The organism is Pseudomonas sp. CCC4.1 (assembly GCF_035019225.1).
Classification (GTDB): domain Bacteria; phylum Pseudomonadota; class Gammaproteobacteria; order Pseudomonadales; family Pseudomonadaceae; genus Aquipseudomonas; species Aquipseudomonas bubulae.
In genome coordinates, this window is the sequence record NZ_JASJWL010000002.1 from 110,436 (window position 1) to 123,380 (window position 12,945).

Here is a 12,945-nt window from a genome sequence, read left to right on the forward strand (position 1 = left end):
GCAGGCTCGCTCCCACAACTGGATTGCAACCGTGACAGTTGCGAGTGATTCCGGGCTTGTATAGGCTGGCGCGCCGCCCGCCCATCGATCTGGAAGCTCCATTAATGCGATCCGTGTTCTCCTCGCTTTTACCTTTGGCACTCCTCAGTGCCACCCCCGCCTACGGCAGTGCCCTGGAACTGGGTGAGGTGCAGGTACGCAGCGAAGAAAGCAGCGAACTGGAAGCCGCCCAGAACGCACTCAATGAAGTGCCCGGCGCCAGCAACCTGATCGATATGGCCCGCGTCGAAAACGGTCGCACCGCCAGCAATGCCGATGTGCTGGCCTACCAGCCAGGGGTCTACGCGCAATCGGCGGGCAATGACGGGGCCAAGGTCTCGGTGCGTGGCTCGGGTATCAACCGCGCCCCCAGCGCCCACGGCTCGGGGCTGTATGTCATGTTCGACGGCCTGCCCCTGACCGGCCCCGGCGGTACGCCCTACGAACTGTTCGAGCCGCTATGGTTGAGCCGCGCCGAAGTGCTGCGCGGCGCCAATGGCTTCGACACCGGCTCGCTGGCCCTGGGCGGCTCGATCAACTACGTAACCCACACCGGCTACGACGCCGCGCCATTGCAGGTGCGTTACGAAACGGGCAGCTATGGCTATCAGAAACGCCAGATCAGCTCCGGGCAGGTGCTGGGAGATCTGGACTACTATGTCGCCCTGACCGACTCAGACACCGACGGCTATCAACACCATACCGCTGGCAGCAGCAAAGGCATCGCAGCCAATGTCGGTTATCGCTTCAGTCCACAACTGGAAACCCGCTTCTACCTGCGCTATCGCGAAACCGATAACGAACTGGCCGGGCGCGTGACCAAAGACAATATCAAGCATCACCCCCGCGCAGCCAACCCGGCCTATGTGGCAGGGGACTACAGCCGCCCGCAACCCGGCAGTACCTGGCTGGGCAACAAGACCACGATGTACCTGGATGACGATTCGCAGCTGGAAGTGGGCCTGGTCTATCACGACTACCCGATGGATCTGCGAGAAGGCCCTAACCGTTTGAAAGTTGCCTACACCGATGTCAGCGGCACGCTCAACTACAAGCGCCGCGACACTCTGTTCGGCCTTGAAAGCAACACCACCGTGGGCCTGCGCAACACCAAGCATTTGCCTAACAGCGGTGCATCGGAATATGTGCGTATCCCTGTGGGCAACACTGCAGGCTATGCCCCGGGCACCAAGATTCGCGACTTCAGTTACCAGGGTTCCGACACCGTGCTGCACGCCAGCAATGATCTGGAACTGATCCCCGACCTGTGGCTGACCACCGGCATGGCGCTGATCTACACCCGCCGCGAGAGCGACGTGAGCTACCCCGACAGCGGTGGCAAGGTCAGCCAGCATGACTGGGACTACGCGCCCCGTGTTGGCCTGCGTTACGAGTTCAATCCGCACTTGCAGGTATACGGCAACCTGAGCCGTTCGGTTGAGCCGCCGCACCCGTGGTCGATGATCTGGGGCTCGCCGTTTACCTTCCCGGTCAACAGTGGCCCGGCTACCGGTCGCCAGAGCACCCCCGTGTCGCTGGACAATCAAACTGCTACTACTCTGGAACTGGGCACCCGTGGCGATTCGTGGCTCGGGCAGTGGGATCTGGCCTGGTATTACTCGGCCGTGCGCCATGAACTGCTGAGCGTCGAAACCCAGGCCGCCACTCTCACCCAAAGCCCGATTGTCGGCGAGTCCAACGCCAGCCCCACCGTGCACCAAGGCATCGAAGCAGGACTCAACAGCCTGCTGTGGGAAAGACAAGCAGTGGGCAAGGTATCCCTGCGCCAGGCCTACACCTTCAGCGACTTCCATTACCGTGACGACGAGCGCTTTGGCGACAACAAGTTGCCGGGGATCCCGCAACACTACTACCAGGCCGAAGTACGCTATGACCATCCGCAGGGCTTCTATGCCGGGGTGAACACCCAGGTTGCCTCACGCATGGCGGTGGATTACGCCAACTCGTATTACACCTCGTCCTATATGCTTTGGGGCGCAACCCTGGGCTACAACGCCCCCAAGCAGGACTGGCAAGCCTGGCTCGACCTGCGCAACCTGAGTGGCGAGCGCTATGCCGCTACGGTTACGCCAGGGTATGACGACAAGGGACTGGACGCCGCGCGCTCCACCCCCGGTGAAGGCAGGGGCGCCTACGTGGGGGTTTCCTACAGCTTCCGTTAATCGCCGGACGGGATATCGGCTGGCAACCGCACCTTGCGCCGGGTGCCACTGAACAGGCCCCAGCTGGACAGGAACAGGGCGGCAATCAATGGCCCGATCACAAAGCCATTGAGGCCGAAAATCGCCATGCCGCCCAGGGTCGAGATCAAAATCAGGAAGTCCGGCATTTTCGTGTCCTTGCCCACCAGGATGGGGCGCAGCACGTTGTCCACCATGCCGATCACAAAGACCCCATACAGCGCCAGCACCACACCCTGCCAGACCGAGCCGGTCACTACGAAGTAAACCGCGACCGGTGCCCAGACGATGCCGGCACCCACGGCGGGCAACAGCGACAGGAACATCATCAGCACCGCCCAGAACAGCGCGCTGTGGATGCCCAACACCCAGAAAATCACCCCGCCCAATGCCCCCTGGGTAATGGCCACCGCCAGGTTGCCCTTGACCGAGGCCCGGACCACACGGCGCAATTTGAGCTGCAACAGGCGTTTTTGCTGTTCTGCAAGCGGTACCGCGTTGCGGATGGTGCGCACCATTTGCTGGCCATCACGAATAAAGAAGTACAGCAGGTACAGCATGATGAAAAAGCTCACCACCAGATCAAAGGTGCTCTGACCAAAGCTGAACACCTGGGTGGCAAAAAACTGGCTGCCTTCGAGTGCACCCTTGGATACTTTCTCGCTCAGCCCGTCGATATTGCCCATGCCGAAACGGTCAAGCCAGTCCTGGGCGGTGGCCGGCAGGATATCCTTGAACTGCATGACATAGCTGGCGACGTTGATTCTGCCGCTTTCAACATCCTTGTAGAGCGTTGCCACTTCCTGCACCAGCAAGGTCGTAGTGATGATGACCGGAATGATCGCGATCACCGTACAGGCCCCCAGCGTGGTAAAAGTTGCCAGGTTGCGTCGGCCTTTTAGCTTGAGTAGCAGCTTGCGTTGCAGGGGTGCAAACAGAATCCCCAGGGCAACAGCCCAAAAAATCGCGCCATAAAACGGCAATAAAATCCAGATGAATGCAATTGTGACCAAGGCCAGCAACAGGAGCAGGGTTTTACGTTGCAGACTTGTTTCGTTCATGAGCCATCCATGTCAGTGATGCGAGTAGGAATCTGGTGCACGCAGTGTAGCCGCTGACATTGACAACTCCCTAGACACTCTGTAAATAATCTGCCTGGTTGTACGACGACAGATAACAAAAATAATAATACTCAGGAGCTCTACGGATGATCACACCTACCTGTGCCCCCTCCCTGTTCACTTGCTCAAGAACCTCCCGTGGTACCCGCTCGCTGGTGTTGCTGGGCCTTGGCAGCATGGGTCTGGCGCTGCCCGTCAGCGGTATGGCCGAAGGCTTTATCGATGACACCAAGGCTACATTGAACCTGCGCAACGCCTACATCAACCGCAACTATACCAACCCTGACTACCCGCAAAGCAAGGCCGAAGAGTGGACGCAAAACTTCATTCTCGACGTCAAGTCCGGCTTTACCCAGGGCACTGTCGGTTTCGGAGTGGATGTACTGGGGCTTTACTCGCAAAAACTCGACGGCGGCAAGGGCACGGTCGGTACTCAACTGTTACCGACCCACAGCGATGGTGAGCCCGCCGATAACTTTGGTCGTTTGGGTGTTGCGGCCAAGGCCAAAATCTCCAATACGGAACTGAAAATCGGCGAGTGGATGCCGGTACTGCCGATCCTGCGCTCGGACGATGGCCGCTCCTTGCCGCAAACCTTCCGTGGCGGCCAGATCACTTCAAAAGAAATCGCCGGGCTGAACCTCTACGGTGGCCAGTTCCGCGCCAACAGCCCGCGTAACGACGCAAGCATGGAAGACATGTCGCTCAACGGCAAAGGTGCCTTTACCTCCGATCGCTTCAACTTTGCCGGCGGTGATTACAGCTTCAATGAAAAGCGTACCCAGGTCGGCCTGTGGTATGCCCAGCTGGAAGACATCTACCAGCAGCAATTTTTAAACGTGTTGCACAGCCAACCTGTTGGCGATGTGACGCTGGGCGCAAACCTCGGTTATTTCTGGGGCAAGGAAGACGGTAACAAACTGGCGGGGGACCTGGACAATAGAACCGCCTACGCCCTGCTGTCGGCCAAATACAAGGGCAACACTCTGTATGTGGGCCTGCAGAAAATCAGTGGCGACGATGGCTGGTTCAGGGTCAATGGCACCAGCGGCGGAACCCTGGCCAACGACAGCTACAACTCCAGCTATGACCTGGCCAAGGAGCGCTCCTGGCAAGTGCGTCATGACCTGGATTTCGCGGTGCTCGGCGTCCCCGGCCTGACCATGATGAACCGCTATATCAGTGGCGATAACATCCACACCGGCAGCATCACCGATGGCAAGGAATGGGGCCGCGAATCGGAACTGGCTTACACCGTACAGGCCGGTACGTTCAAGGACCTTAACCTGCGCTGGCGCAATGCGAGTATCCGACGCGACTACAGCACCCACGAATTCGACGAAAACCGCATCTTTATCAGCTATCCGTTGTCGTTGCTGTAAGTCATGTCTGTGCCATCGGGGGGCGCTTGCGACCCTCACCCCTGCCCTCTCCCAAAGGGAGAGGGGGCTGATGTGTGGTGTTACGCAGAACTGCTTTTGCCTTTAGTCCCCTCTCCCTTTGGGAGAGGGTGCTTTTGGTGAATAATCCAGATCACTTGTGCATTGACAACCACCGCAATGACTGTGAATAATCCAGCCCAAGTCATACGACAACTGACAATAACAAGTACGACAGGGCCCTTTGATGACAACCACACACACTGTCCAAACCCCCTTCAATCGCCTTCTCCTCACCGGTGCTGCTGGCGGTCTGGGGAAGGTGCTACGCGAAACCCTCAAGCCCTACGCCAGGGTGCTGCGACTTTCAGATATCGCCGCAATGGCTCCTGCTGCCGACAGCCGCGAGGAAGTGTTCATCTGCGACCTTGCCGACAAACAGGCCGTCCACCAGCTGGTTGAAGGGGTAGACGCCATCCTGCACTTTGGCGGTGTCTCGGTGGAGCGCCCGTTCGAAGAGATCCTCGGCCCCAATATCAGCGGCATTTTCCATATCTACGAAGCGGCACGCCGGCATGGCGTCAAACGGGTGATTTTCGCCAGTTCCAACCATGTCATCGGGTTCTACAAACAGGACCAGACCCTGGATGCCCACTCCCCGCGCCGGCCTGACAGTTACTACGGGCTGTCCAAGTCTTATGGCGAAGACATGGCCACCTTCTACTTCGATCGCTATGGCATCGAAACCGTCAGCATCCGCATCGGCTCCTCGTTCCCTGAGCCGCAAAACCGCCGGATGATGAGCACCTGGCTGAGCTTTGCTGACCTTACACAGCTGCTCGAGCGCTCGCTGTACACGCCGGATGTCGGCCACACCGTGGTCTATGGCGCCTCCAACAACCTCAATGTTTGGTGGGACAACCGCTATGCCGCCCACCTGGGTTTTGAGCCCAGAGACACCTCTGAAGTGTTTCGCGACAAGATCGAAGCTCAGCCGATGCCTGCGGCCAATGACCCGAGCATGGTTTACCAGGGCGGTGCCTTCGTGGCTGCCGGCCCGTTTGGCGACGAATAAATACGCCCCTGCCACCAAAACAAGATCACAGAGGTCGAGGCATCATGACAGCTGAACTGATTCTCGATGCACGTAATGCCACCGGCGAAAGCCCGGTCTGGAGCATCGCGGAGCAGGCACTTTACTGGGTGGATATCCCGGCAAAACGCTTGCATCGCTGGAGCCCCGCCGATGGTAAAGAGCACAGTTGGCAAGCCTCGCAAATGCTCGCCTGCATTGCTCAGACAGGTCATGGTAGTTGGATCGCCGCGATGGAAAACGGTCTGTTCGCTATCACCCCTCACGCCGATGGCAGCCTCGACAGTCGTTTGCTGGCCAGCGTGACCCATGCCCTGCCAGGCATGCGCTTCAATGATGGCCGCTGCGACCGCCAGGGCCGCTTCTGGGCGGGCACCATGGTGATGAACATGGCCGCCGGCGCCCCGGTGGGCGCCATGTACCGCTACAACGCAGGCCAGACCGAGCTGCTCAAGGCGCAACTGCAGGGCTTGATCGTGCCCAACGGCCTGGCGTTCAGCCCCGATGGCAAAACCCTGTACCTGTCGGACTCACACCCGGACGTGCAAAAAATCTGGGCTTTTGACTACGACACCGACACGGGTACACCTCACAACCGTCGCCTGTTTGTGGACATGGGCGAGCACCCGGGTCGCCCCGATGGCGCCGCCGTGGATGCCGAGGGCTGCTACTGGATTTGCGGCAACGATGCCGGGCTGATCCATCGCTTTACCCCGCAAGGCAAGCTCGACCGCTCCCTGACCGTACCCGTGAAAAAACCGGCGATGTGCGCTTTTGGCGGCGCTGATCTGGACACCCTGTTTGTGACCTCGATCCGCCCTGCAGGCGATCTCGCCGACCAGCCGTTGGCAGGAGGCGTGTTTGCCCTCCGCCCCGGGGTCAAGGGCTTGCCGGAGCCACTACTGAATAACTGACAACCGATCCAACACCTTGAAATAACAAAAACAATATTTGGAGTGACCCATGGATTTCAAACGCACCCTGCTGATTGCTGCTCTCCCCCTGGCCTTCTGCCTCTCAGGCGTGGCCCAGGCCGAAATCAAGATCAAGTTCGCCGAGGTTCATCCCACTGGCTATCCGCCGGTGCTGGCCGAACAGGAAATGGGCAAAAAGCTTCAGGAACAGAGCAACGGCGATATTTCTTTCAAGATGTTTGCTGGTGGCGTACTGGGTTCAGAGAAAGAAGTAGTCGAACAATTGCAGTCCGGCGCGGTGCAGATGACCCGGGTCAGCCTCGGCATCCTTGGTCCGGTAGTACCGGAAACCAATGCCTTCAACCTGCCGTTCGTGTTCCGCGACCAGGCCCATATGCGCAAGATCATCGACGGCGAAATCGGCCAGGAGATGCTGGATAAAATCACCAACTCCGACTTCAATATGGTCGCGCTGGCCTGGATGGATGGCGGCACACGCAACCTGTACACAAAAAAACCGGTACGTGAGATTGCCGACCTCAAAGGCATGAAAATCCGCGTACAAGGCAACCCGGTGTTTATCGACACCATCAACGACATGGGCGGTAATGGCATCGCCATGGCCACCGGCGAGATTTTCAGCGCCCTGCAGACCGGCGTGATCGATGGCGCAGAGAACAACCCGCCGACCTTCCTTGAGCACAACCACTACCAGAACGCCAAGTACTTCACCTGGACCGACCACCTGATCCTCCCCGAGCCGATCGTGATCGCCAAGACCACCTGGGCCAAACTCAGCCCCGAGCAACAAGCCCTGGTGCAAAAACTGGCCCGTGAAGCGCAAATGGAAGAGCGAGTGATCTGGGACAAAAAATCCGCAGAGAGCGAAACCAAACTCAAAACTGCCGGCGTGGAATTCATCACCCTCACCCCGGAGCAGAAAAAAGCCTTCTACGACGCCACCCAGCCGGTTCGCGACAAGTACGGTGCCAACTACAAAGATCTGATCTCGCGCATCGAAGCCGTCCAATAAGCCAGTCCGATAACGCCGCCGCAACGGGCGCAAGCCCGTTTGCCGCGTAGTGGTGAGCCCCATGAAAAATACCGTACTGCGCTTTAATGACTTGCTGTACAGGGCCTGCATCGGGATCGCCGGTTTGTCGGTGCTGACCATGACCTTGATCATCCCCTGGGGCATTTTTGCCCGCTACGTGCTGGGCAGCGGCTCCAGCTGGCCCGAGCCCACCGCCATTCTGCTGATGGTGGTGTTTACCTTCTTTGGCGCTGCCGCCAGCTACCGTGCCGGTGCCCATATGGCAGTGGCGATGGCGGTCGAGCGCATGCCGGCCCATGTCCGCAAACTGGCCGCGGTGCTGGTGCAAATCCTGATGGTCATCGTCTGCCTGTTCATGACGGTCAAGGGCTTCAAACTGTGCGCGACCACCTGGAACCAGTTTCTTGGCGAAATGCCGGGTTTGCGCGTAGGCATCTCCTATCTGCCTATCCCGCTGGGCGGCATCGTGACCCTGATCTTCGTCCTGGAAAAACTCTTCCTGGGTGACCAAAGCCACCGCCGTGCCGTGCGGTTCGACATTGTAGAAGCCAGCGAAGAGGCCGTATAAATGGACGCTTTCGTATTGTTGGGCAGTTTTATCGCCCTGATCCTTATCGGCATGCCGGTCGCCTACGCGCTGGGCCTGTCGGCACTCGTCGGCGCCTGGTGGATCGATATCCCGTTCGATGCCCTGATGATTCAAGTCGCTGGCGGGGTTAACAAGTTCTCGCTGCTGGCCATCCCGTTTTTTGTCCTGGCCGGTGCCATCATGGCCGAAGGCGGCATGTCACGTCGGCTGGTGGCCTTTGCCGGGGTACTGGTAGGGTTTGTGCGCGGCGGCCTGTCGCTGGTCAATATCGTCGCCTCGACCTTCTTTGGCGCGATTTCCGGCTCTTCCGTCGCCGACACCGCTTCCGTGGGCTCGGTACTGATTCCGGAAATGGAGCGCGCCGGTTACCCCCGTGAGTTCTCCACGGCGGTAACGGTCAGCGGCTCGGTACAGGCTTTGCTCACCCCGCCCAGCCACAACTCGGTGCTGTACTCGCTGGCAGCGGGCGGCACGGTATCGATCGCTTCGCTGTTTATGGCCGGGATCATGCCGGGGTTGTTGCTCAGCGCAGTGATGATGGGCCTGTGCATGATCTTTGCGCGCAGACGTAACTACCCCAAGGGTGAAGTGATCCCGCTGCGCACCGCGCTGAAAATCGCCGGTGAAGCGATGTGGGGCCTGATGGCCATGGTCATCATCCTTGGCGGCATCCTCACTGGCGTCTTCACTGCCACCGAATCGGCGGCGGTCGCGGTGGTGTGGTCGTTCTTCGTCACCATGTTCATTTACCGCGACTACAAGTGGCGTGATCTGCCCAAGCTGATGCATCGGGCGGTGCGTACCATTTCCATCGTGATGATCCTGATCGGCTTTGCTGCCAGCTTCGGTTACATCCTGACGCTGATGGAAATCCCGATGAAGATCACCACCGCGTTCCTGACCCTGTCGGATAACCGCTACGTGATCCTGATGTGCATCAACGTCATGTTGTTGTTGCTGGGCACGGTGATGGACATGGCGCCGCTGATCCTTATCCTCACCCCGATCCTGCTGCCGGTGATTATCGGTATCGGTGTCGACCCGGTACATTTTGGCATGATCATGCTGGTCAACCTGGGCATCGGCCTGATCACACCGCCGGTGGGCGCGGTGCTGTTCGTGGGTGCAGCCGTGGGCAAGGTCACCATCGAAAACACCGTTAAAGCGCTGCTGCCATTCTACCTGGCACTGTTTATGGTGCTGATGCTGGTGACCTACGTTCCGGCCATCTCGCTGTGGTTGCCAAACCTGGTGCTGTAACCCCGCCTTACCCCTGTGGGAGCGAGCAAGCCCGCTCCCACAGGGATATTAAAGCGGCTCTATTTCCAGCCAAGGAGGCTGGTTGCTTATGTCTGCTCCTGCGTTGTTCCCCCGCCATATCGCAGTATTGATTCTGGTACTGCTGGCCTGCGCTTTTGCGGGCAATCATATCGCCGCCCGGATTGCCTTCGACCACGACACCGGTTTGCTGCTGGCGATTCTATGTCGTGCTGGCGTGACCTTGCTGGTATTGACCGGCCTGGTGCTATGGCAACGCGAGCGCCCTCGGCTAACCCCCGCCAACTGGCGTTGGCAATTGCTGTTGGGATTGCTGATCGCAGCACAAAGCTTCTGCATTTATTCAGCCGTGGCCCGTATCCCCGTGGCCCTGGCATTGTTGATCGGCAATATGGCACCGATCCTGCTGGTACTGCTGACCTGGGCCCTGGGCGGTGCGGCACCCACCCTGCGGGCGGCACTGCTGATGGGGCTGATCATGTGCGGCCTGGTGTTTGCCCTCGACGTGCCCGAACGTTTGTCCAGCCAGCACAGTACCGAGGCACAGTGGCTCGAAGGCATCCTCTTCGGCTTTGCTGCCGCTTGCGTGTTTGCCTGTGCGCTATGGATCACCGATCACAAACTCTCGAGCCTGCGCGGTACGGTGCGTAGCATGCTGACCATGCTTATCGTATTTTGTGCGGCAGCCCTGGCCGGAGTCAGCGGGGTGCTGCCGGGCGGGGTGTCGCTGCCCTCCTCGTCTACCGGCTGGACAGCCCTGGCCTTTCTGGTTGCGCTTTACGGGCTGGGCTTCTGCCTGTTGTTTATCTGCATGACGCGGCTGAACATGGCCCGCAACGCACCGGTAATGAACGTCGAACCGGTGGCGAGCCTGCTGTTTGGCTGGCTGATTCTTGACCAGTTGCTCAGCAGCGGCCAGATCATCGGCGGCCTGATTGTGGTCGCGGGCATTGTGATGCTGACCTGGCCGCGCAAAGCATAGATCCAGATCAATAGCCGGGAGCAAGGGCTCGACTACCATCGCGCCTTTTTTGCGAACGAACTGACTATGCGCCTTGCTCCGCCCGAACTCCTCGCCCCTGCCGGCACCCTGAAAAATATGCGCTATGCCTTCGCGTATGGCGCCGACGCGGTGTATGCGGGCCAACCACGCTACAGCTTGCGCGTGCGCAACAACGAATTCGACCACACCAACCTGGCCATTGGCATCGCCGAAGCCCAGGCTCAGGGCAAACGTTTTTACGTGGTGGTCAATATCGCCCCGCACAACGCCAAGCTGCGTACCTTTCTCAAGGATCTGGAGCCGGTAATTGCCATGGCACCGGATGCGCTGATCATGTCCGACCCGGGCCTGATCATGCTGGTGCGCAAAAACTTCCCCCATGTGCCGATTCACTTGTCGGTTCAGGCCAATACCGTGAACTGGGCCAGTGTTGAATTCTGGCGCCAGCAAGGCCTGAGCCGCATCATCCTGTCCCGGGAGTTGTCGCTGGAAGAGATCGAAGAAATCCGTCAGCAAGTACCCGATATGGAGCTGGAGATTTTCGTACATGGCGCGCTATGCATGGCCTACTCCGGGCGCTGCCTGTTATCTGGCTACATGAATAAGCGAGATGCCAACCAGGGCAGCTGCACCAATGCCTGCCGCTGGAAGTACGAGGCCAGACCGGGTACAGAAAACGAGCTGGGCAATATCGTCAATGTGGTCGAGCCAACCCTGGGCGTGGGTGCGCCGACTGACGAAGTGTTTGTGCTGAACGAAGCCAACCGTGCCGATGAACCGATGACCGCGTTCGAGGACGAACACGGTACTTACATCATGAACTCCAAGGATCTGCGTGCTGTACAGCATGTGGCGCGGCTGGCGGAAATGGGCGTGCATTCGCTGAAGATCGAGGGCCGCACCAAGTCGCACTTTTACTGCGCGCGCGCCACTCAGGTGTATCGCAAGGCGATTGATGATGCAGTGGCGGGTCGTGAATTTGATCGCAGCCTGATGACCGATCTGGAGTCCCTGGCCCAGCGCGGCTATACCGAAGGGTTCTTGCGCCGCCATGTACACGATGAATACCAGAACTACCTGCATGGCAGCTCACTGTCCCATCGTCAGCAGTTTGTCGGGGAATTGACCGGCGAACGACGCAATGGCCTGGCCGAAGTCAAAGTGAAAAACCGATTTGCTTTGGGCGATCATCTGGAGCTGATGACACCCCATGGCAACTATCACTTTGATCTGGAGCGGCTGCTTAACAGTGCAGGCTTGCCGACCCAGGTGGCGCCGGGTGATGGCCACACCGTGTACCTGCCGATCCCCGAACAGGTGGACTTGAACTACGGGTTGTTGATGCGGGATTTGACGGTGAGCGAGGTGATGGAACGTTCGGCGTGACCACTGTGGGAGCGGGCTTGCTCGCGATAGCATCGCCCGGTGTTGTCTGACAGACCGAGCCGTCAGCATCGCGAGCAAGCCCGCTCCCACAGACTGTCGTGATTGCGATTAATCGCGAAACACTTCATCCAGCAAGTTATGCATGGCGGTGAACGCCCGACCCGCAGTTTTGGCGTCGTACATCATCTTGCCCGGCACATTGGCGTGGGGGTCAGTGAACGAATGCACTGCGCCGCCATAGCTGGTCAGTTGCCAGTCCACACCCGCCGCGTTCATCTCCGCCTCAAACGCTGGTAGCTGCTCGCTTGGCACCAACGGGTCAGACGCGCCGTGCAACACCAGCACCGAGCCCTTGATGCTCTGGGCATCGATAGGGTTAGGTGTGTCCAGCGTGCCGTGGAATGACACCGCAGCTTGCAACGGTGCACCACTGCGTGCCAGTTCCAGTGAACAGCACCCGCCAAAACAGAAACCAAAGGTTGCCAGCTTGTTGCTGTCGACCTGGGCCAGGCCCTGATTTTTCAGCATGTCATACGCTGCCCACATACGCTTGCGCAGCAAGGCACGGTCATTCTTGAGCGGCATCATCGCCGCACCGGCCTCGTCGGCGTTGCCGGGCCGGGTGCCCTGGCCATACAAATCGGCGATCAGTACCACATAACCCTGTTCTGCCACCGACTTGGCAATCTCTTCGGCGCCTGCGCTGATGCCCATCCAGTTGGGCGCCATCAGCAAACCCGGCAACGGGTCTTCACGGCTCGGATCAAAGGCCAAACGGCCTTCGTAAGGTTGGCCGTCGATTTGATAAGCCACAGAGCTGACCGAAATGGATTTCATCAAAAACTCCTGAATTTGAAACAAAAAAAACCCGCCGAAGCGGGTTTTTAT

General features: G+C 59.0%; 11 protein-coding genes. 9 read left to right on the forward strand and 2 right to left on the reverse strand.

The genetic code is table 11. The features are described 5' to 3' along the window. The first annotated feature begins 104 nt into the window (after positions 1–104). Complete coding sequence (locus QN377_RS01575; RefSeq protein WP_095019117.1) at positions 105–2,222, forward strand: TonB-dependent receptor family protein; 2,118 nt, start codon at positions 105–107, stop codon at positions 2,220–2,222. On the opposite strand, the gene QN377_RS01580 is transcribed toward QN377_RS01575, so the two are convergent. Then, on the reverse strand, positions 2,219–3,301 hold the full coding sequence (locus tag QN377_RS01580) for an AI-2E family transporter (RefSeq protein ID WP_095002103.1): 1,083 nt from the start codon (positions 3,299–3,301) through the stop codon (positions 2,219–2,221). The two genes, QN377_RS01575 and QN377_RS01580, sit on opposite strands and share 4 nt — an antisense overlap. A gap of 146 nt (positions 3,302–3,447) precedes the next feature. On the opposite strand from QN377_RS01580, the gene QN377_RS01585 reads away from it, so the two are divergent. From QN377_RS01585 to yegQ, 8 genes are all read left to right on the forward strand, one after another. Beyond that, on the forward strand, positions 3,448–4,743 hold the full coding sequence (locus QN377_RS01585; protein ID WP_095002104.1) for an OprD family porin: 1,296 nt from the start codon (positions 3,448–3,450) through the stop codon (positions 4,741–4,743). A 244-nt stretch (positions 4,744–4,987) separates the two neighbouring features. Next, positions 4,988–5,815 (forward strand): NAD-dependent epimerase/dehydratase family protein, encoded by an 828-nt coding sequence (locus QN377_RS01590; RefSeq protein ID WP_095002105.1) that lies wholly within the window; start codon positions 4,988–4,990, stop codon positions 5,813–5,815. A gap of 44 nt (positions 5,816–5,859) precedes the next feature. Next, on the forward strand, positions 5,860–6,747 hold the full coding sequence (locus QN377_RS01595) for a glucurono-1,5-lactonase (protein ID WP_095019116.1): 888 nt from the start codon (positions 5,860–5,862) through the stop codon (positions 6,745–6,747). A gap of 49 nt (positions 6,748–6,796) precedes the next feature. Then, positions 6,797–7,780, forward strand: a complete 984-nt coding sequence (locus tag QN377_RS01600; RefSeq protein WP_095002107.1) for a TRAP transporter substrate-binding protein — start codon at positions 6,797–6,799, stop codon at positions 7,778–7,780. 61 nt (positions 7,781–7,841) lie between these two features. Further along, entirely contained in the window at positions 7,842–8,369 is a 528-nt protein-coding gene (locus QN377_RS01605) for a TRAP transporter small permease (protein ID WP_095002108.1), read from the forward strand. After that, complete coding sequence (locus tag QN377_RS01610) at positions 8,370–9,650, forward strand: TRAP transporter large permease (RefSeq protein ID WP_095002109.1); 1,281 nt, start codon at positions 8,370–8,372, stop codon at positions 9,648–9,650. A gap of 88 nt (positions 9,651–9,738) precedes the next feature. Continuing rightward, complete coding sequence (locus QN377_RS01615) at positions 9,739–10,650, forward strand: EamA family transporter (protein ID WP_095019115.1); 912 nt, start codon at positions 9,739–9,741, stop codon at positions 10,648–10,650. Between the two features lie 66 nt (positions 10,651–10,716). Next, a complete protein-coding gene (gene yegQ / locus QN377_RS01620) occupies positions 10,717–12,057 on the forward strand; it encodes a tRNA 5-hydroxyuridine modification protein YegQ (protein WP_095019114.1) in 1,341 nt (446 codons plus the stop codon). 108 nt (positions 12,058–12,165) lie between these two features. Here the strand turns inward: yegQ and QN377_RS01625 are convergent, their stop codons facing one another. Next, positions 12,166–12,894 (reverse strand): dienelactone hydrolase family protein, encoded by a 729-nt coding sequence (locus tag QN377_RS01625; protein WP_095019113.1) that lies wholly within the window; start codon positions 12,892–12,894, stop codon positions 12,166–12,168. Positions 12,895–12,945: the final 51 nt, after the last annotated feature.